General features: G+C 67.8%; 20 protein-coding genes and 4 pseudogenes. 9 read left to right on the top strand and 15 right to left on the bottom strand.

Annotated features, from left to right (window positions below; translation table 11 throughout):
* Positions 1-25: 25 nt before the first annotated feature.
* Positions 26-610 carry a DinB family protein gene (locus OG905_RS27580; protein WP_089014494.1) on the bottom strand — a complete coding sequence of 195 codons (585 nt, stop codon included), beginning with the start codon at positions 608-610 and terminating at the stop codon, positions 26-28.
* 5 nt (positions 611-615) lie between these two features.
* Here OG905_RS27580 and OG905_RS27575 point away from each other — a divergent pair, with 5 nt between their 5' ends.
* Positions 616-744 (top strand): hypothetical protein, encoded by a 129-nt coding sequence (locus tag OG905_RS27575; protein WP_257548903.1) that lies wholly within the window; start codon positions 616-618, stop codon positions 742-744.
* 9 nt (positions 745-753) lie between these two features.
* Here the strand turns inward: OG905_RS27575 and OG905_RS27570 are convergent, their stop codons facing one another.
* The 3 genes from OG905_RS27570 to OG905_RS27560 form a co-directional block, all read right to left on the bottom strand.
* Positions 754-1,359, bottom strand: a complete 606-nt coding sequence (locus OG905_RS27570; RefSeq protein ID WP_328678005.1) for a dihydrofolate reductase family protein — start codon at positions 1,357-1,359, stop codon at positions 754-756.
* Positions 1,360-1,520: 161 nt separating this feature from the next.
* On the bottom strand, positions 1,521-2,198 hold the full coding sequence (locus OG905_RS27565; RefSeq protein ID WP_328678002.1) for a DsbA family protein: 678 nt from the start codon (positions 2,196-2,198) through the stop codon (positions 1,521-1,523).
* Positions 2,199-2,766: 568 nt separating this feature from the next.
* Positions 2,767-2,961 carry a DUF1918 domain-containing protein gene (locus OG905_RS27560; protein WP_328678000.1) on the bottom strand — a complete coding sequence of 65 codons (195 nt, stop codon included), beginning with the start codon at positions 2,959-2,961 and terminating at the stop codon, positions 2,767-2,769.
* 553 nt (positions 2,962-3,514) lie between these two features.
* Between OG905_RS27560 and OG905_RS27555 the strand changes: the two genes are divergently transcribed.
* Positions 3,515-4,078, top strand: coding sequence for a dihydrofolate reductase family protein (locus OG905_RS27555; RefSeq protein ID WP_328677998.1), 564 nt, complete (start codon positions 3,515-3,517; stop codon positions 4,076-4,078).
* A gap of 134 nt (positions 4,079-4,212) precedes the next feature.
* Here OG905_RS27555 and OG905_RS39210 read toward each other — a convergent pair whose 3' ends face one another.
* The 3 genes and pseudogenes from OG905_RS39210 to OG905_RS39205 form a co-directional block, all read right to left on the bottom strand.
* Entirely contained in the window at positions 4,213-4,944 is a 732-nt protein-coding gene (locus OG905_RS39210) for a hypothetical protein (RefSeq protein WP_443043999.1), read from the bottom strand.
* A 20-nt stretch (positions 4,945-4,964) separates the two neighbouring features.
* A complete protein-coding gene (locus tag OG905_RS27545; RefSeq protein WP_328677995.1) occupies positions 4,965-5,186 on the bottom strand; it encodes a hypothetical protein in 222 nt (73 codons plus the stop codon).
* 3 nt (positions 5,187-5,189) lie between these two features.
* Positions 5,190-5,249 (bottom strand): annotated as a pseudogene (locus OG905_RS39205) (hypothetical protein); the annotation flags it as partial.
* Positions 5,250-5,324: 75 nt separating this feature from the next.
* Between OG905_RS39205 and OG905_RS27540 the strand changes: the two are divergent.
* A pseudogene (locus OG905_RS27540) lies at positions 5,325-5,801 on the top strand (Tn3 family transposase); the annotation flags it as partial.
* Between the two features lie 189 nt (positions 5,802-5,990).
* Here OG905_RS27540 and OG905_RS27535 read toward each other — a convergent pair.
* Positions 5,991-6,569, bottom strand: coding sequence for a TetR/AcrR family transcriptional regulator (locus OG905_RS27535; RefSeq protein ID WP_328677993.1), 579 nt, complete (start codon positions 6,567-6,569; stop codon positions 5,991-5,993).
* Between the two features lie 92 nt (positions 6,570-6,661).
* Between OG905_RS27535 and OG905_RS27530 the strand changes: the two genes are divergently transcribed.
* The 3 genes from OG905_RS27530 (at position 6,662) to OG905_RS39200 (ending at position 8,493) form a co-directional block, all read left to right on the top strand.
* Positions 6,662-7,108: a DUF1772 domain-containing protein gene (locus OG905_RS27530; protein ID WP_328677991.1), complete on the top strand. Its 447-nt coding sequence runs from the start codon at positions 6,662-6,664 to the stop codon at positions 7,106-7,108.
* A 325-nt stretch (positions 7,109-7,433) separates the two neighbouring features.
* On the top strand, positions 7,434-7,859 hold the full coding sequence (locus OG905_RS27525; RefSeq protein WP_328677989.1) for a DUF4267 domain-containing protein: 426 nt from the start codon (positions 7,434-7,436) through the stop codon (positions 7,857-7,859).
* Between the two features lie 280 nt (positions 7,860-8,139).
* Positions 8,140-8,493 carry a zinc finger domain-containing protein gene (locus OG905_RS39200; RefSeq protein ID WP_443043998.1) on the top strand — a complete coding sequence of 118 codons (354 nt, stop codon included), beginning with the start codon at positions 8,140-8,142 and terminating at the stop codon, positions 8,491-8,493.
* Positions 8,494-8,620: 127 nt separating this feature from the next.
* Here OG905_RS39200 and OG905_RS27520 read toward each other — a convergent pair whose 3' ends face one another.
* Positions 8,621-8,923 (bottom strand): helix-turn-helix domain-containing protein, encoded by a 303-nt coding sequence (locus OG905_RS27520; RefSeq protein ID WP_328677987.1) that lies wholly within the window; start codon positions 8,921-8,923, stop codon positions 8,621-8,623.
* 66 nt (positions 8,924-8,989) lie between these two features.
* Here OG905_RS27520 and map point away from each other — a divergent pair, with 66 nt between their 5' ends.
* The gene (gene map / locus OG905_RS27515) at positions 8,990-9,772 is read left to right on the top strand and encodes a type I methionyl aminopeptidase (protein WP_328677985.1); all 783 of its coding nucleotides are present in this window, start codon (positions 8,990-8,992) and stop codon (positions 9,770-9,772) included.
* A gap of 150 nt (positions 9,773-9,922) precedes the next feature.
* Here map and OG905_RS27510 read toward each other — a convergent pair.
* Positions 9,923-10,526 (bottom strand): annotated as a pseudogene (locus OG905_RS27510) (MFS transporter); the annotation flags it as partial.
* On the opposite strand from OG905_RS27510, the pseudogene OG905_RS27505 reads away from it, so the two are divergent.
* Positions 10,527-10,754 (top strand): annotated as a pseudogene (locus tag OG905_RS27505) (hypothetical protein); the annotation flags it as partial.
* 479 nt (positions 10,755-11,233) lie between these two features.
* Here the strand turns inward: OG905_RS27505 and OG905_RS27500 are convergent.
* The 4 genes from OG905_RS27500 to OG905_RS27485 form a co-directional block, all read right to left on the bottom strand.
* A complete protein-coding gene (locus tag OG905_RS27500) occupies positions 11,234-12,202 on the bottom strand; it encodes a hypothetical protein (RefSeq protein ID WP_328677983.1) in 969 nt (322 codons plus the stop codon).
* Complete coding sequence (locus OG905_RS27495) at positions 12,199-13,083, bottom strand: ABC transporter ATP-binding protein (protein ID WP_328677981.1); 885 nt, start codon at positions 13,081-13,083, stop codon at positions 12,199-12,201. Before OG905_RS27495 ends, OG905_RS27500 begins: the two co-directional genes overlap by 4 nt.
* Complete coding sequence (locus OG905_RS27490) at positions 13,080-13,502, bottom strand: GntR family transcriptional regulator (protein WP_328677980.1); 423 nt, start codon at positions 13,500-13,502, stop codon at positions 13,080-13,082. Before OG905_RS27490 ends, OG905_RS27495 begins: the two co-directional genes overlap by 4 nt.
* Before the next feature lie 259 nt (positions 13,503-13,761).
* Positions 13,762-14,250 (bottom strand): hypothetical protein, encoded by a 489-nt coding sequence (locus tag OG905_RS27485; RefSeq protein WP_328677979.1) that lies wholly within the window; start codon positions 14,248-14,250, stop codon positions 13,762-13,764.
* Positions 14,251-15,356: 1,106 nt separating this feature from the next.
* Between OG905_RS27485 and OG905_RS27480 the strand changes: the two genes are divergently transcribed.
* Positions 15,357-16,943 (top strand): oxidoreductase, encoded by a 1,587-nt coding sequence (locus tag OG905_RS27480; RefSeq protein WP_328677978.1) that lies wholly within the window; start codon positions 15,357-15,359, stop codon positions 16,941-16,943.
* Between the two features lie 134 nt (positions 16,944-17,077).
* On the opposite strand, the gene OG905_RS27475 is transcribed toward OG905_RS27480, so the two are convergent.
* Positions 17,078-17,998, bottom strand: coding sequence for an MBL fold metallo-hydrolase (locus OG905_RS27475; protein WP_328677977.1), 921 nt, complete (start codon positions 17,996-17,998; stop codon positions 17,078-17,080).
* Positions 17,999-18,058 lie beyond the last annotated feature (60 nt).

The raw sequence follows: 18,058 nt of genomic DNA, 5'->3' as shown, positions 1-18,058 counted from the left end.
CGAACATCAAGTCACGTGAGAACCTCTAAGCCTTGATTGGTGCGGCCGACCTGGCGGCCTGCTCGATCTTCGCGCAGTAGGCTGCACGGGCTTCCTCGTCGATCTGCTTCTCGTGTTCGGCGCGCAACCCGGTCCGGCCGTCGAGGCCCTCGCGCAGGATATCGGCATGCCCGGCATGCCGGATGGACTCGCCGAGGACATGGACCATGATGGCGAACAGGTTCGTGTCGGCATAAGGCTCCGGCCACCACGGCACGTGGCCGGGGGCGTCGAGGGGAAGCTCGTTGATCGTCGCGTCCGAGTGTTCCCACGTGCGCCGGTAGAACCCGATGATCTGATCGCGGGTCTCGTCCTCGGTCGCCCACAGATCGCTGCCGTTGGAGTCCTGCCACCGGGGCAGCGGTTCCGGGGAAGGGCGGTCGAAGACCTCGCCGAAGTACCTGGCCTCGACGGTGGCCACGTGTTTGACCAGGCCGAGGAGGTTGGTCCCGGTCGCTGTCAAAGGTCGGCGGGCGTCGTATTCGGACAAGCCGTCGAGTTTCCAGAGCAGCGCCTTGCGGTCCCGCCGCAGTCTCCCGTGCAGGTTGTCTTTCGCGAATTCATCGATCATGCGGCATGAGCCTGCCATGGGCTGCTCGTGGTCTCAAGATCCCGTACGTGGTCCGCAACGACTGGCAGAGCCGAGGACTGGCCATGGCCGCCGCCCTGACCTGCTACAAGAAGCTCGCGAAACTTGCCACGTGAGACACCCTCTTAGTAGCTGTCGTAGCTGGGCTTACCGTTCGGCTGGTAGACGCCGACGATGGTGCCGCCCTTCGTCGTCGAGACGCTGACCGGCTCCAGCGCAGTGGGGATCGCTCCGTCGGCGAACAGCCGCTTGCCGGTACCGATGATCACCGGATGGATGGTCAGCCGGTACTCGTCGACGAGGCCGTGCTGCATGAGGGTCTGGGCGAGGTCGCCGCTGCCGACGACGTTGATGTTGCCGCCGTCGGACGCCTTCAGCTTGCGTACGGCATCGACGATGTCGCCCTCCAGCAGCGTGGAGTTCTGCCACTCGACGGACGTCAGGGTCCGAGACGCCACGTACTTGTGCATGCTGTTCATCCGATTGGTGAACGGGTTGTCGGGATCGGCGGTCGGCCAGTACGACGCGAAGATCTCGTACGTCTTGCGGCCGAGCAGCATCGCGTCGGAGTGCTCGTACCAACCGGCGATGGCCGTGCCGACCTCGTCGTCGGCCACCGGTTTCTGCCAGCCGCCGTGCTCGAAGCCGCTCTCAGCGTCCTCGTCCGGACCGCCCGGCGCCTGCATGACGCCGTCCAGCGTCAGGAACGTGCAAACGATGATCTTGCGCATGGTGCGCTCCCTTCGTCGACGGGTAGACGGCACAACCGCCGGAAACTCATCGGCGGAACTCCCGCGGCGCAGCACTAGGGCCGTCGTTTGGAGCAGCCCGGCTGTGAGGTGCGGTACCTCTTGGCCACCCCGCGCCGCCGGGATGATCCAAACGACAGGCCCTAGCCCGCGGACTCCTTGATGTAGCGGGTGAGGTAGCCCTCGCCGAACAGGATCATGCCTGCCTGCAACTCCGGCAGCGGTACGCCGTCGATCACCATGGTCGGCGTACCGTCGGCTATGGAGTTCTGGAAGACGCGCTCGGAGGCGTCGACGAACGCCTGGTATTTCATCGTCCTGACCGCAGAGTCGAAGTCAGTGCCGCGCAGGCCTTCAACACGGGACGCCAGTTTGAGGAGGACTTCGTCTGTGAAGCCGTCGACCGCCTCTTCGGGCTGATTCGCGTAGAGAACCTGGTGGTACTCGACGAACTTGCCCTCTTCCAGCGCGGCGCGCAGCGCGTTCACGGCCTTCTTCGAGCCGTTGCCGCCCAGCTTGCCGTCGAGGAAGGAGGCGAGCGTGTAGCGGACTTGCACCGTCCCCGACAGGGTCAGCTTTTGCAGTTCGGGCCCGGCGCCCGTCGTCTCGAACTCCTCGCAGGCGGGACAGCGAGGATCCTCGTAGAGCCGGACGGTGCGGTGCGCGGCCGCATCGCCGACGACGATACTCGTCCCGTCCGCGGCCAGCGACTCCGGCATGTCAGCGACATCCGCATGGCCCGTACGTGTCCCACACGCTGCGACGGACAGCCCGAGGGCAACTGCGACCACCGCGCCCCCAAAGCGCCGCTTGACCAGCATGTATGACCCTCCCCAGTAGTGAACGGCCGGGACTCTACGCTGCGGCCTGCTGGGACGGACCACCCGCCCTCGGCAGCGGGCGGGACCGGTCGCAGTGGAGTCCGTACCGAGGCGGTCCTGACACACGGTGGCCCTCAGGGTCAACGGCCGGGTTCTGTCACACAGCGTGTGCGATCCACAGAAGAGAGCCAGAATCCGCTTTTCGTGAACCGAGCCAACTGATCTTGTGCCGCGCTTTGCTGAGGTGGGCAGCCGACGGAAACCAAGGAGTATCCGGAGCAGACGCGGCGCTGGTAGCCAGCTCACGGGCGTATAGCGCCACGACCGAACACGATGCTTCACTCGCCGCGCTCGGCTCGCGCCGCTCGTACGCTCGCCTCCAGAGCGGCCATGAGATCCACTGCCGGCACCTTCTGCGCTGGCGACTCGGCCAACTCTCCGCCGCTCGCCTTTGCCGCTGCGCCTAGCGGAACTGCAGGTCGTGGTCCTGCGCTCAATCACAGTTCGCCACTCTGCTCAGTTGAGTGACTATGTAGCGCGCCTTATGGAACCTTCCTGCTGTCTCAGGTCAGGTCCCGGCCTTGCGGTGGTCGACCACAGAGTCTGGACCGGGGCTCATGATCGACTCGTGTCCGTTCTCTGCGCGCACACGGTAGGGCGGCGTTCCGTCGGGCCCCAGCACCTCGATGATCTCCACGACATGGTCCTCCTTGCCGACGACACGGCCGTGCATCACGAGGCGGTCACCCTTGCTTGCATGCATAGCCAACTCCTCTTCGCGTGCAGGCCCCGCCTCCACAGGCGCGCCAAGTCCGGCGTTGGGGCCAGCAGTGCATTACCCAGTCAGTGAACGCCAGTACCGCTCGCACTGGCCGCCTACGACCGAATGGTCGATGAGGCGCCGGACAGCGGGTCTCGGCACCAACTACGCCACGCAGATCGGCGTCGGCAGGTCAGAAGATCGATAGGGACGTGAGGCCAACTAAAGCTGACCGTCACAACTCCCAGCGTGTCTCCCCATGCGTGTCATGCGTCGAGGAGTTGGCAGGGTTTGATCTTGGTATTGCTGGGCTCAGTACGTGGATGTTTAGCCTCCGGTTAGTGAGATTTTCTCCGTACGGGGTATCTGCAACAGCGCAGATCACAGCGGTGGCGGCGGGCTCGTCTCGTCCCCGCCGGTACGTCGGAGGTTTCCTTTCCGTACGGAGCATCTGCTTGGCGTGGTGGTCAACTGGCCCTCGGTGTGGCCTGACTGATGAGTTTTGCGCGCCGTGCTGGTCTGTACGCCGAATACCGACTCACGGGAGGCTGACGCCATGCGGAAACTGACCTTCGGCATGAACATGAGCCTGGACGGCTACATCGCCGCGCCCGGCGACGACCTCGGCTGGAGCGTGCCGAGCGACGAGCTGTTCCAGTGGTGGTCCGACCGGGTGGACGCGACGGGCCTGGCGCTGTACGGGCGCAAGCTGTGGGAGACGATGAGCTCCCACTGGCCGACCGCCGACAAGCAGCCGGGTGCCACACCGGCGGCGATCGAATTCGCCGGCCGCTGGCGGGACATGCCGAAGGTGGTGTTCTCCTCTACGACCAGCACGGTCGACTGGAACACCCGTCTGGCCACCGGCGACGCGGTCACCGAGATCACCAGGCTCAAGGCCGACGACGGCGGCCCCATGGACATCGGCGGTGCCACACTCGCCGCGGCGGCCATGCGGGCCGGGCTGATCGACGAGTACGCGATCGTCACCCATCCGGTCCTGGTGGGCGGCGGCACGCCGTTCTTCACAGCCCTGGACAACTGGGTGAACCTGAGCCTGGTGGAGACCCGGACGTTTCCCGACGGCGTGATGCTGATCAGGTACGAGACCAGGCGCTGAGTGCCCGACGGCGGATCAGCGCGGGCTTCGGGCCACCCAAGGATCTCGTGGCGCTGTGTTCCGAGGCGATCGTGACGTCCCTGCCGGATCGATCCTGTTCTTCACCGCAGACGATCCGTCCGGATAGGGATCCCCTAACGGACGACCGGACCGGTGGTTACTGGCTCTCCCGGCTGGTGAGGTACGCCTGTCGCGGCGTCCGGTCGTCGAGTGCCTGGTGGGGGCGGAGGGTGTTGTAGGTGTGGCGGAACTGGTTGATCTCGACGGCGAGGGCATTGCCGTCGCCGATGATCGCGCGGTTCGTAGTTCAGGGTGTCGAAGAACCGTTCGACTACGCCGTTGGTCTGCGGGCTCCTCACCCTGGTACGGACGTGTCGGAGCAGCGGGTCGTCGCCGGTGAACGCGTCGGCGAAGGTGCCGTCGCGGAAGCATGGGCCGTTGTCGGTGACCACCGCGATCGGCGCCGCCGTCTGACCAATGACGTAGTCGTCGGCGTCGACGACGTCCATCTCGCCGCGGTCGGCGCGGAGGTCGTCGAGGTCGAGGACCCGTTCCGCCTCGACGAAGGCGCGGCGCAGGCAGGCAAGCGCGTCGGCGCCGCCGGACGGCAGCAGCAGCCCGCGGCGGCGCAGCGCCCGTTCCACGGTCGAGGTGGACACCTCGCAGCCGTCGGCGCGCATCATCGCGGCGATCTTGCGGTGCCCCCAGGCCGGCCAGTCCGCTGCGTACTTGGCTGCGGTCGCCTCGACCGCGTCGGCCTTCGGCGCCGGCCATGGGTCTTTGGCTGGGTCGCCGGCGCGGTGCCGGGCGAGCCGCCGCCAGTAGGTGCGTTCCGGGATCCCGGCCAGTGCTGCGAACCTCGACACCGACACGTGATGTGTCGCGCTTAGGGCCTCGAGGTCGGCGAAGGGACGGAGTCGATGTACTCCGAGCCCTTCCGCCAGATCCGCAGCTGCACCGTCGCCTCCGCCAGGGCGAGCTTGAGCTCTTTGCACTCGGTGATGCGGAGCCGCCGCTCTGTCTGCGACTGACCGCCGTCCGGGCCGGGTAGCGACCGGTCCATGCCTGCCTTGCCCGCGTCGACGAACCGGTCCCGCCAGTTCCCCACCGTCGCCGAGGAGACACCATGTCGCCGCGCCGCCTCGGCCAGCGAGAGCTCGCCTTTCAACACCGCAACGCGACCTGGATCTGCTCATCCACGGACACCTGCCGGGACGGCTTCTGCGATCTGCTCACCTTCGTGACCGGTCAACCTCTCGCCGAGTACGGGCGGATCGCCAAGACGCTGCACCTGCTCCGGGTCGTCGACCCGGTCGACGACACCTACCGCCGACAGATGAACCGGCAGCTCACTGTCCAGGAGTCCCGTCACAAGCTCGCCCGCGACATCTACCATGGCAGGCGCGGACAGATCATGCAGGCGTACAGGACGGGGCAGGAGGACCAACTCGAGGCGCTCGGCCTGGTCCTCAATGCCGCCACGCTCTGGACGACCCGCTACCTCGACGCCGCCGTCGACCACCTGCGGGCCCTGCCGCCCGAGGAGCGGGAGCATGACGTCTTGGACGAGGACGTGGCCCGGGTCTCCCCGCTGAAGCACGCCAACCTCAACTGTCTGTGCCGCTACAGCTTCGCCGCCCGCCCGCCACGCGAGGGCCTGCGCCCACTGAGTGACCCGGCGACCGTCCATCTCGACGAGGACGACGAGGGCACCGGCGAATGACGCGGCGTTAGGGCGAGTATCGGTTCGCGATCAATGGGCATCGCAGCTTCCGGGGCGGGTGCCCGCCTGGGGTACGGGGCCCGGCGATCTGCGGCTGCGCCGTGCGGACGCAAGTGACCGGACGCGTTGCCGCAGGCAGGCAGCGGCGGGGGCCCGAGGGCCCGGCTGCGTGCCCGCCGGGACGGTGTGTCAGAGCACGGCGAGCCGGTCCACCAGCAGCTCCACCCTCTGTGCGGCGTCCTCCGGCAGCAGCCGTCCCGTCCGGGTCAGGGTCGCCAGGCCGTGCAGGGACGCCCAGAACACCTCGGTGAACAGCCCCGGGTGGACGCCGTCCCCGGCCACTTCGCCCAGGCTCTCCATCAGCGCGGCGAAGGCGTCCTTCAGCGGCTCCGGGGTGTCCTCCTGCGCGTACGCCAGGCCGCCGTCGAGCTGGAACAAGGCGTCGTAGACCGCCGGGTTGCGCTCGGCGAAGTCGAGGTAGGCGCGGGCGAGGGCGGTGACCCGCTCGCGCGGGCTGTTCGCGCTGGAGGTCGCGGCCCGTACCGCGACGGCCATCTCGGCGGCGCCCTGGAGGGCGACGGCGCCGATGATCTCCCGTTTGCCGCGGAAGTGGCTGTAGAGGACGGGCTGGCTGTATTCGATGCGCTCGGCGAGCCGGCGGGTGGTGACCGCGTCCCAGCCCTGCTGCTCGGCGAGTTCGCGGGCCGTCGCCACGATGAGGCGCTCGCGGACCGCCCGTTCGCGTGCCTTGCGTTCCTGTACCGACATAACTCGAATCCTAGCACCGCTAGACAAGCAAGCGGCAGTAGTACTAGCGTTGCCCACATCGGCTAGCAGTGCTAGATCCCGGGAGGGGCAACATGCTCAGCGCACTCGAGGTAATCACCATCGTGACCGTCGGCCTGATGGTGGGGGTGGAGTTCTCCGTCGCCTTCGTCATGAACCCGATCTTCAACGCCCTCCCGGAGGACAGTAACCAGCTGGCCCACTCCCACGGGGGCCGGATGCTCGGCGCCGTGATGCCGTTCTGGTACATCGGCTCACTCGTCCTCGTCGCGGTCTGGGCTGTCGCGGGATGGCACCACCACGGCACCGGCCTCGTCGTCACCGCCGGCGCGCTGCTGATCGTCAGCGTGATCATGTCGATCCTGCTGCTCGTCCCGATCAACAACCGGGGCAAGACGTGGACCCCGGAGAACCGGCCCGAGGACTGGAAGGAGCAGATGAACCGCTGGGACCGCTTCCACTACGTCCGCGTCGCCGTCATCATCAGCGCCTTCACCCTGCTGGTCGCCGCCCTCGTCTGATACCAAAGCCGCCCCGACATGCACTGGTTCGCCCCTGTATGTCGACAGCTTTCGCCCCGTCGGGGTGAGCCCGACAGGGCTTCGGATTTCTGACCCCGCGGGCCGCCCCCGCGCCGGTGGCGCACAATCCCCACTCCCCGGGCGGCAGGTGGCCACCGGAATCCCGACATTCGGGAATGCAGCTGCCGCTCAGATCCCACAACGGCGATCCCGACAAGCTACGCCCCTCGATCAGCCGCGTCCGCGCGGCCTGATCAGGCCCCACACGACTCAGCAAGCTCCACGAAGCTCACCAAGCTGGCGAAGACTCGCAAGGAGAAGAACAATGTCGCTGAAGAAGATCAACACCGTCCTGGCCGCCGCCTTCATCCTCTTCATCCTCTGGTTCGGGACGGAGTTCATCCTGAGCCCGGAGACGACGGCGCCGGGCTTCGGCCTGCCGAGCTGGCCGTCCGGCGACGGCGACGGCTTCCTGATCATCAAGGGAATCCGCGACGTCGTCTTGGCCCTGGTCCTGGGCATCCTGCTGGTGACGGCCCACCGCCGGGCGCTGGGCTGGGTGCTGCTGGTGGAGGCCCTCGCCGCGTACGGCGACATGACCACCGTGCTGGCCCACCACGGCTCCGTGGCCACCGCGCTCGGCGTCCACTGCCTGACCGCGACACTGATGGTGGTCAACGGCCTGCTGATAATGCGCGAGACCCGCAAGGTCGCGGCCGCTCCGGCAACGCCCGCCCCGCAGCCCGCCTAACGCCACCTTGACGCGTGTCGGTATGCGCCTGTCAGCGCCTGCCGGGAAAGGCGAGGCGCACGATCGTCTTCCAGTGGGCGGCGGCCTGGTCCCGTTTCTCCGGGATGGCGCAGCGCGGCCCCCTGCCCCGATTCTCATAAACGGTCCCTTGCCCGAGCAAGATCACTTAAGGGCTCGGCAGCCCCTGCTGGACCCTCGATCGGTTCGCACAACTCGTTCTCACTCAAACGCGGGTCACACCCCCCCCCTCTGAGACTTGATTCTGCGAAGACCCGGGCCCATGACGGACCCTCAAGGCCCCTCCCCGTCCGACGTGGACGACGTCGAGCCCCACCCGTGCCCGCGGTGCGCGGCCGAACCGGGCTCGCCGTGCCGCTCGCGCGGCGGCGCGGACGCCGGCAGCTACCACACCGGCCGGTTCACGAAGGTGCCCCGACTTTCGGCTACGGGCGCCGACCCCGGACGACCGAGGCTCGGGGCAGCCGTGGCGGCCCGGCACCCCGCCCCCGGCAGGCCCAGCGGGCACTCGACGATGCGGCCAGCGGCGACTCCACCCTCGTGGCCTCCCGACTCAGCACCTCCTCGACGCGGCCCGCCCGGATCGGACATCGGAGGGCGCAATGTCTTCCGCTGACTGGAGGACCCTCGCGGCGTCTGGGTGAGTGCACCGACGGTGGCCAGCGTTGGGGTTTGCCCGTGCCCGCCGAACCGGCGGTGTCAGCCGTCGGCGCGCGCCTCCAACGCAGCTGCGGGATTGAGACTTACGAGGTCAACTGCTCACGTGCGTTGTGACCAGAGTTGATCGGTCTAACGCCACGTTCGGGCTGGCTGATCTCGGCCCACACCGCATCGAGGGAGAGGCAGAGGACATCGGCGATCGCCGCGATGGTCGGGAAGGCAGGGGTAGCCACGCGGCCCGACTCGATCTTCCGGAGGGTCTCCGGTGAGACACGTGCGTCGAGCGCGGTATCGAGCATCGAGCGTTCTCCCCTGACCCGACGCAGAAGGGCGCCGAGGCGCTGTCCGCGTTCGACCTCTGCAGGAGTGAGCGGAAACCTGACCATGGCTCCGATTCTAATACCGGTATAGTTTGGCCGGTATAGTTATTGGTTGCGCGAGAAGGGCGCCGCATGATCGAGATCCTGAACCACACCCTCCTGGCCCGAGCAAAACACACAGGCGCCCTGGTCGCTGACATCCTGCAGACGCTGAAGAGCCGTAGCTCGATCGGCACGAACCTTCTGGACATCGACCGGTGGGCCGAGACCATGATCGTCGAGGCTGGCGCGCAGTCCTGCTACGTCGACTACGAGCCATCCTTCGGACGCGGCCCGTTCGGCCACTACATCTGCACGGCCGTCAACGACGCCGTGCTCCACGGACGGCCGTACGACTACACGCTTGCCGACGGCGATCTGCTGACACTCGACCTCGCCGTCTCCAAAGGCGGAGTCGCTGCAGACGCTGCCATCAGTTTCATCGTGGGCGACGCCAAGCCCCCGGAGAGCGTCGCGATGATCAGTGCAACCGAACGCGCGCTGGCCGCAGGGATCGCCGCTGCCGGGCCCGGGGCTCGCATCGGCGACATCTCCCATGCCATCGGCACGGTCCTCGGCGAGGCGGGGTACCCGATCAACACTGAGTTCGGAGGTCATGGCATCGGCTCAACTATGCACCAGGACCCGCACGTTGCGAACACCGGACGGCCTGGCCGTGGATACAAACTGCGCCCTGGGCTGCTGCTGGCCCTGGAACCGTGGATCATGGCGGACACCGCTGAACTCGTCACTGATGCCGACGGGTGGACGCTCCGAAGTGCGACAGGCTGCCGCACAGCACACAGTGAGCACACGATCGCTATCACCAACGACGGAGCCGAAATCCTCACCTTGCCGAAGCTAGCGCAGCCGTGAGGTCGGAGCCCCCGTGTTCCTCTTGTCCAAGCACTGCATCGCGAAATCATTGGTGAAATGAATGGTTCTCTGGAGGAAGCACCGGCTGAGGCTGATTGCAGTCGCGGATGACGAGGCCGGGCCGCGGTTGTGTCGTGGGTTCGGTGGTCCGCCGTCTCCGCCGAGCCGCCGAACCTCCAGCGGCAGGGCGAGATAGACCTGGAACTGCATGACGTAGAAGCCGATCATGGCTACCGAGAACAGCAGGAACGGCCGGTTGGCTACGATGCCGCGCCACTGGGACAGCACGCTCTCCCACTGGCCGGTTCCCTTGGTGTCCTGCGCGTCGTTGCCGCGACGGGCAGGCAGGGCACGGATCTGAACGATGCTCAGCAGAGCGAAGATGCCGGCCGCAACCAGGCAGGTGACGCGGAAGTCGACGCCGGTCAGCACCATGCCCACCAGCGGGCCCAGCAGGATGCCCGCCTGGTAGAAGACGTTGAACAGCGCGAACGCTTCGACTCGGCGCTCCCCGGCGTCCGCCGCCAGGTAGGCGCGGGAGGCCGGATTGAACAGGGCCCCGGCCAAGCCTGTCGCGGCCGACGCTGCGAGCAGGGCGGGTACGGAGTCGACGAGCCCAAGGGTCGCGAAGCCGACGATGCGCAGCACAAGCCCCGCGATGATCATCGGCTTGTAGCCGAGCCGGTCGGCCATTGTTCCGCCGACCAGGAACATGCTGGCTGAAGTTGTGTACGCCGAGGATGAGCCCGACGAGCGCGGCGACTTGCGAGCCGCAGCCGACGCGATTCGGCTGGCTCGCCGCACCCGTCGTACGATCAGGGCCAACCTGTTCTGGGCATTCGCCTACAACGTAGCTGCGCTGCCACTGGCCGCCCTCGGAATGCTCAACCCGATGATCGCCGGAGCCGCCGTGGCTTCCTCGTCCGTCTTCGTCGTCTCCAACAGCCTGCGGCTGCGCCGCTTCCAGCCCCTGCACCACTGATCCGGCGAGCGGCCACGGACGCCCGTCTTCGCGGCAACGTCCCGGAATCCTTTGCGCGACATCCGGGCAGCTTCGACCCTTCTGAGCCGTTGTCAATTCGGGCTGTTGCCTGTAGGCCTCCAGCCAATCGCCGGGGCAACCCCGCGATGAGAGTCTGCCACCAAGATCTGAGCGATAGAGGGGTGGCGCGTCAGCGACGGCCAGCCGGACCGTTTTCAGTTCGGGCCGTTTCCGTTCGGGCCGCTTCAGGCCCAGCCCTCTCGTCTGCTCCCTCTTGCGTACCGATGCGGAGGCAAGTAGCCCGGCGAAGACGATCTTGCTCTCCGGCACCTCAAGACGCCCACACAGCACCCCGCCGGAACACACCAAGAACGGGCAGGCGCACGAGACGGGGTCGCGGCTCCACCACCGACGCCCCGCGTCCCCTGTACGTCCCCTCGATCACCGTTTGCTCCCTGGGCGCGGGTGTTGCGCGAATGTCAGGCGTGGCGGCGGCGCAGCACCGCGAACGCCGCGACGGTCAGCACCACGGTGAGGGCGAGGACGATACCGGTCTCGACGAGCTGGATGGGCCAGAAGTGCGAGGAGGGGTGGAAGACGGCGTACCACTCTCGGACCTCGCCCCCCGCCCGGCACTCGGCCCGTGCCCGGCCGGCAGGGCCCCAGCACATCAGGTCCTGGATGCGCCGGTCCGTGGAAGTCACCACGCCGTTGTCCAGCTGCCAGACGCTCCTCGCGACCTCGGGGCGGGGGCCGCTCGAGGCCAGGTCCACGCGCGGCCACAGCTGGTCCCGCCAGCGGTCGCAGAGCCACATCACGAGCCCGGTGACGGCGAGGGCGAGACCTCCGGCGGGCAGGGCGCGCCGCAGCAGTACCCCTGCCAGCGCCCCGGCGGCCAGGGCGAGCAGACAGTAGGCGAGGCCCGCCGGGCCGAGTGCCAGGAAAACGTCGTTCATGTACCACTCGTCACCGACTGCCGTCGCGCCGGCGTGCCGGGCCCAGCGGTACAGCAGGGACAGCACTGCCATGCCGGTGGTGATCAGTAGGGCGGGGAGCAGGAGTTTCGCGGCGAGCCAGCGCGCCGGGGTGACGGACTGGGTCCAGGACAGGGCAGCGGTGCCGCGCTCCAGCTCGCGGCCGATTAGAACACCGCCCGCGTACACGGCGACGGCGAACGGCAGCCAGGCGATCATCGTGGCGGCCAGGCTCATGTTGCCGCTGTACTCGAAGACGGCGGTGCCGGTGAAGTCCTGGCAGGGCGGCAGGTCCGTGTCGGATGATCCACAGGGTCCGGTTGCCTGTGCAGCCTCCAGGCCCACGGCGCGCAGCAACAGCAGGCAGGCGGCACCGGCGGCGAGGAAGCCGGCTGCGACCAGCAGCGCGCTGCGGTGCAGACGCAGGACCGCCCAGGTCAGGCTGCGAGGGGTGAGGGCACTGAGGGCATTCATGCTGCTTCCACCTCCGCGCTCGGGGTGAGCAGTGCCGGGGCTCCGGGGCTGCGGAGGTGGGCCATGAGCAGTTCCTCCAGGGATGGCTCCGTCGTCTGCCACCTCTCGTGCAGGGTGCCCTCCGGCCGTACCAGCGCGGTGAGCTGACGTCCTGTCGTGCGGGATTCAACGACCGTGTGCGGGGTGAGGTCGGCGACCGGGCCTGTGAGCAGGGTGTGGGCGTAGAGCAGGTCCTCCGTCTCACCGGCGAGGCGGATGCAGCCGTCGTCGATGAGGAGGACGTAGTCGCAGGTCGTCTCCAGCTCGGTGAGGATGTGCGAGGAGATCACGACGGTGGTTCCCTGCTCGGCTGCCTCGGCCAGCAGGATGCCCATCAGTTGGTGGCGGGCGAGAGGGTCGAGGTCCGCCATCGGCTCGTCCAGCAGCATCAGTTCGGGGCGCTTGCCAAGAGCGAGCGCGAGGGCGACGCGGGTGCGCTGGCCGCCCGAGAGGGATCGGACGCGGGTGCCGGGGTCCAGATTGCCGTCCGCGATGACACGTTCGGCGACTGCCGTGTCCCAGCGGCCCGGATTGAGCTCATGGCCAAGGCGCAGCGTGGCGCCGATGGTCAGCTGCGGGTAGAGCGGCTTGTCCTGGGCGACGTACGCGAACTTCTCGCGTACGGACGCGGGGTCGGCGCCGAGGACGCGCAGTACGCCTTCGCTGGGGCGCTGCAGCCCGGCCGCGAGCGCGAGGAAGGTCGACTTGCCGGCACCGTTGGGGCCGACCAGGGCGCAGACCCGTCCGGTGGGCACGCGGAACGAACAGTCGCGCAGGGCGGGGTTGCGCCACCTGCCGTAAGCCTTGACGAGGCCTCTTGCCTCTATGGCTGCTGCTGTCATGCGCCTTCCCCCTTGTCGTGCGCTGGGCTGTCATGCCCTGCCCTGTCGTGCTTGTCGACCACAGAGCTGAAGAGCGCGGTGATGTCGTCCTGCTCCAGTCCGACTGTGCGGGCCCGTGCCACCCACTGGGTGAGCTCGTCGCGAAGGGTTGCCCGGTCCGCCTGCCCACCGCCGCCAAGCCTGCCCGTGATGAAGGTGCCGAGCCCGCGGCGGGCTTCGACCAGGCCCTCGCGTTCCAGTTCGCGGTAGGCCTTGAGCACGGTGTTCGGGTTGATCGCGGTGGCTTCGACGACCTCGCGGGCCGTGGGCAGGCGGTCGCCAGGTTCCAGCAGGCCCAGGCGGAGTGCCTGTTTGGTCTGCTGGACGATCTGGAGATAGGTGGCGACGCCGCTGCGCCGGTCGATACGGAACTCGACCACGTGCTGCACCCACCTTTCACTAATTGAGTAGTGGAATGGTGATGTAAGAGGAGGGGCGGCGTCAAGCGCCCACCCATCCCTGCACATTCGCCAGTTGCCAGCACTGCGTGCGGCACACCGCACATCCACCTCATGTGGGCGAAGCCCGCCCCCCATACGCGCATCGCGGCCTTGCTCTGCCTCGCCCGACGCCGGGCCGACGTCCTCTTCGCAATGCGCCGCGACGGCACCTTCTACAACCCGCAGCCACCAGCAGGGGTCACCTGACCAGCGGCTCCGCCAACAGGACCACCTGATCGGTCTCAACATCGAACCCGAGTACTGGATGACTGTGCTCGCCGCCCTCGGAATCCATCAGCACCGGCTTGCCCAGCCGCCGCCCGATCGCCCTCAGGAAGCCGCAGAACACGTCGAGTCGCTCCTGGCCCTGGAGTTCCCGCAGATCAACATCGAAGTCGATCTCCTCCACCGACGCGAAGCGGAAGATCGCCAACACATCCGGAGTCGGCCAGACCCGCAGCTGCGGGCACCCGGCGTCAGCCGGGCGGGACAGCACTGCCTCCGCCCGAGGCACCGGAAGCACCGCCTCGCCTTCGGAGTACTGGCACTTCCAGGCACTCGCGCCGACGAGATCGAGGACCGCCTGCCAGTCCTCCACCGAGGTCCAAGGAACGAGCACGTCCGGCAGCGACCCCATCAGGTCAGGGTCGAAGAAGCACTTGACGTCATCCCACAGCAGATCAGCCACCCCGCCATCCTGCCCCCACACCCTCACGACGCAGACCCGATTTCCTTGACCAAACACATAGGGGCCCCCGAGCCTGCCGTCGCCCGCCAGGCAGATTGCCGAGCGGACGGTCAGCAGAGTCGGCGGCTTCCTGGTGGCCGGACAGCGCGTCCAGCTCGGCCGCAGCTATGCCCGGCAGGTGGCGGCCACACTGCCGCTCACCTCCTCGACGTGTCACAGCACCGAGAGCCGATGCCGGGCGCCTTCCAAGCTCGCGTTCAGTCATGCAGGTCTCCTAGATACGAGAGACCCACCTGTCAATAACGTCCGTCAGTTTTAGACCGCTGGCCACCCCAGCTGGCGCCCACACAGGGCCGTTTCAGTAAGGGCTATTCCTCGAGGGCGGCAGACGGCCGATTCGGGCGCAACCACCGCGCCGACAGACGGGCGCATATCGGGCGCAGGTTGTCCCCTGCCATGTCCCCTGGCGCGCACCGGCCGCCAAAAAGTCAGGACGCGACCAGATACAGCCAAAGCGTGACCCGACAAAACCGCAGGTCAGACGGGCTCTCCACGCGTAGTACTGAGTGGGGCGGGTGGGACTCGAACCCACGGCCGACGGATTATGAGTCCTTTGGGGATCTTGGCGGCCCTTGTCGATCTACGTCAGTCCACGACCTTTTCGCAGGCCAGATGGGGCGAGCCGTGCCGGTGCTGCTTCGTCTTTGTCGGTCTGTTCCTGTCCTTGTGTCCTGACCGCGTCCTGACCGCGTCCCAGTTGGCCAGGATCGAAAGGCATCAAGAGTGGTCGCGCCTCGTAAAGGGGACTCGAACCTCCGCGCAGCGGATTGCCCTTCCAACGCGCGGAGGCTCCGCCCCTTGGCGTCGGGGAGGAGCCTCTGTGGCCGTTGCCGCAGGCCGGACGTCTGTGAATAGCCCATCGTCGACGGCGGGCTCCACCAGGGTGAGCTATCCGGCATATTGATAGGGCTCGTTGAAATTGGTTCTGTCCGCAGTTCGTGAAGGGTCCTGCCTCGCACCGGCAAGCCCCTGGCTGCCTCGTCCGAGTTGGCAGGGCTTCGCCGGGTCTTGTCCTGGGCCGACCCGCACCGGGAAGATCGTCGATCATGCGTATCGACGAACTCAACGCTGTTGAACGTCAGTTGTGGAACACCTTCGCCCAGGGCGGCGCCGTCGACGTCCGCGACGGCTCGTCAGCGGCGGAACCCGGAGTACGGGCCGAGGTCATAACGGCGCTGCTGCTGGGTGCCAGCAGCGATCCCGCCCCGGGTGACCGCCCGGCAATGCGCCTGACCGGTGCCTGCATCACGGGCAGGCTGAATCTGCGATTCGCCGAGATTCCCGTGCCGATCGTCCTGGACGAGTGCCGCTTCGACGAAGTGCCCTCGCTCCAGGGCGCCAGGATCCGCGAGCTGACCCTCACCGGTTGCGCCCTGCCAGGTCTCGCCGCCGACACCGCCCAGATCGACGGCCGGCTAGTCCTGACCCGCTGCCACCTGACCGGACCCCTCGTACTCACCCGCGCCCAAATCCACAGCGACCTGGACCTCCGCAACACCGTGATCACCGCGCCCGGGGCCGAGGCGATATCCGCAGCCCGCCTCATCGCGGGCGGCGACGTGCTGTGCACACACATGGCCGTCCAGGGAGCCTTCCGCCTCTCCGGCGCCGCCATCTCCGGCGAGTTCGACCTGGAGGGCGCTTCCCTGAGCAACCCGGGCGGCCACGCCCTGGACGCCTACCACGCCCAGATCACGGAGGGCTTCACCTTCCACCCGGGCTTCAGCGCCGAGGGACGGATCATCCTCTCCGGTGCAACGGTCTCGGCGGCCATCGGCTTCTGCGGCGCCCGGCTGAACAACGCCGGCGACGTCGCGCTGGAGGCCGTCGACGTCAGCGTGGCCCGCAACTTCGACCTCGGCCAGGGCCTCACCGTCGACGGCGGCATCAAGCTCGACGGCAGCCGCATCGGTACGCAGCTCAGCTTCCGCGACGCCACGCTGAGGAACCCCGGCGGCATCGCCCTGTCCCTACGGCTGGCCCAGGCCCGGGAGACCGATCTGCGCACCCAGCAGCCGATCGACGGCATCGTCGACGCAAGCAACGCCCAGCTGGGCACCCTGTACGACACCCCGGACACCTGGCCCGGCGACCTCCGGCTGGCCGAGACCACCTACGACGCCCTCGCCTCCCCCCTGGCAGCCACCGAACGGCTCGACTGGCTCCGGCGCAGCACCGACGGCTACCTCCCGCAGCCGTACGAGCAGCTCGCAGCCGCCTACCGACGGCTCGGACACGAGGACGAAGCACGCACGGTGCTCCTCGCCAAGCAACGCCATCGCCGTGCCATGCTCCCCCTTCATACCCGCGTCTGGGGTTACATCCAGGACGCAACCGTCGGCTACGGCTACCGGCCACTCCGCGCCGGCCTCTGGCTCATGGCTCTGCTCGCCTGCGGCGCCCTCTTCTTCGGAGCGCATCCCCCCGCGCCCCTCGAAGCGGAGAAGGCGCCGCCCTTCAACGCCGTCTTCTACACCCTCGACCTGCTCGTCCCGATTACCGCCTTCGGACAGGAAGCTGCCTTCGCACCACGAGACACTGGGCAATGGCTCGCCTACGCGCTGACCGCTGCCGGGTGGATCCTGGCTACGACCGTCGCCGCCGGCATCTCACGTGCGATCAGCCGCCAGTAGCGAACCAGACGGCCCACGAAGTGACTTCGGCATTCACGGAACTGCAGACAGGACCCTTTCCAGTGGCTCGTCTCGCGTCGTTGGCGGGGTGATCGACATGCTGTGCCGATTCCAGGGGGTTTACGTGGCCCAGTTCAGGCGAGACCGGTGAGGGGGGCGCTGGGTTGCCAGGAGACGGGCAGGACGACGTCGACGCCGTCATGGCGGGCCAGGGGCAGCAGTCGGCTCATGGTGGTGTCGAGGTCGTCGAGCAGGTAGGGCATGGGGCGCAGTGGCCGGTCCAGGCCGGAGAAGAAGTCGTCCCAGTGCACCAGGATGACCCGCCTGGCCCCGGTCGCGGCCACGACCTCGTCCCAGTAGGTGTGAAGGAACTCGGCGGGCTGCTTGCCCAGCATGCCCACGCCCAGGTAGATGACGTCGGCGTGGTGACCGCGCAGCGCGCCGGGCCGGTAGTTGGCGCTGGCTTGCAGCAGCATGCGGCCACGGGGGTGGGTGACGAGCACGGAGTAGGTGGTGCCGGTCTTCCAGGCACCGGCGCGGGCCGACGGGAGCAAGGGTTGGTCGACTGTCCCGGGGTAGTGGTCGCCCGCGCTGTGCACGGAGTCCAGGAAGGTCAGCGTGAAGCTGCCGTACGTGGCGGTGTCACCGTCGCCGACCACCCGCAGGGACGACTCGGGGACCCCCAAGCCGCGCCCGATGTTGGCGGTCGACTCCGACCCGACCAGTTCGGCGCCGGTCTCCAGCGCCCACACCGGTGCGTCGAGGGCGTGGTCGTAGTGGGAATGCGTGCAGACCACAGCGGCGAGGGTGTCCACCCGCAGCCGCTCGATGGCGGCACGGACCAGTACGGGGTCCGGTGCGATCTTGCCCATGCCCACTCGCAGCATCCCCGGGCGGGTGACGAACCCGTCGCTGAGCACGGAGGTCTGCCCGTCCGACAGCAGCACTGAGCTAGTGCCCAGGAAGTGGGCGCTCAGCCCCTCACGATGAGCTGCAGGGCGCTGCTGGTAGGGCAGGTAAGGCCGCAGACTCGGGCGACCGATCGGCACCTTCATAGGGGCATCCTCGGACCCCAGAGACAGGAGTGCTACCTCTGATGAGGATCTCTGAAAAGG

Source organism: Streptomyces sp. NBC_00322, assembly GCF_036147535.1.
Lineage (GTDB): Bacteria > Actinomycetota > Actinomycetes > Streptomycetales > Streptomycetaceae > Streptomyces.
Note: the sequence above shows the minus strand (reverse complement) of the source record. Positions and strands in the feature narration are given on the sequence as shown.

Bases quoted from the DNA above. Each gene is read 5' to 3' on its own strand.
- OG905_RS27530 (WP_328677991.1), top strand. From the start codon at position 6,662: ATGCTCAGCGCACTCGAGGTAATCACCATCGTGACCGTCGGCCTGATG.
- OG905_RS27575 (WP_257548903.1), top strand. From the start codon at position 616: ATGAGCCTGCCATGGGCTGCTCGTGGTCTCAAGATCCCGTACGTGGTC.
- OG905_RS27520 (WP_328677987.1), bottom strand. From the start codon at position 8,923: ATGGTCAGGTTTCCGCTCACTCCTGCAGAGGTCGAACGCGGACAGCGC.
- OG905_RS27560 (WP_328678000.1), bottom strand. From the start codon at position 2,961: ATGCATGCAAGCAAGGGTGACCGCCTCGTGATGCACGGCCGTGTCGTC.
- OG905_RS39200 (WP_443043998.1), top strand. From the start codon at position 8,140: ATGACGGACCCTCAAGGCCCCTCCCCGTCCGACGTGGACGACGTCGAG.
- OG905_RS27580 (WP_089014494.1), bottom strand. From the start codon at position 610: ATGATCGATGAATTCGCGAAAGACAACCTGCACGGGAGACTGCGGCGG.
- OG905_RS27475 (WP_328677977.1), bottom strand. From the start codon at position 17,998: ATGAAGGTGCCGATCGGTCGCCCGAGTCTGCGGCCTTACCTGCCCTAC.
- map (WP_328677985.1), top strand. From the start codon at position 8,990: ATGATCGAGATCCTGAACCACACCCTCCTGGCCCGAGCAAAACACACA.
- OG905_RS27555 (WP_328677998.1), top strand. From the start codon at position 3,515: ATGCGGAAACTGACCTTCGGCATGAACATGAGCCTGGACGGCTACATC.
- OG905_RS27565 (WP_328678002.1), bottom strand. From the start codon at position 2,198: ATGCTGGTCAAGCGGCGCTTTGGGGGCGCGGTGGTCGCAGTTGCCCTC.
- OG905_RS27525 (WP_328677989.1), top strand. From the start codon at position 7,434: ATGTCGCTGAAGAAGATCAACACCGTCCTGGCCGCCGCCTTCATCCTC.
- OG905_RS27500 (WP_328677983.1), bottom strand. From the start codon at position 12,202: ATGAATGCCCTCAGTGCCCTCACCCCTCGCAGCCTGACCTGGGCGGTC.
- OG905_RS27570 (WP_328678005.1), bottom strand. From the start codon at position 1,359: ATGCGCAAGATCATCGTTTGCACGTTCCTGACGCTGGACGGCGTCATG.
- OG905_RS27535 (WP_328677993.1), bottom strand. From the start codon at position 6,569: ATGTCGGTACAGGAACGCAAGGCACGCGAACGGGCGGTCCGCGAGCGC.
- OG905_RS27480 (WP_328677978.1), top strand. From the start codon at position 15,357: ATGCGTATCGACGAACTCAACGCTGTTGAACGTCAGTTGTGGAACACC.
- OG905_RS27495 (WP_328677981.1), bottom strand. From the start codon at position 13,083: ATGACAGCAGCAGCCATAGAGGCAAGAGGCCTCGTCAAGGCTTACGGC.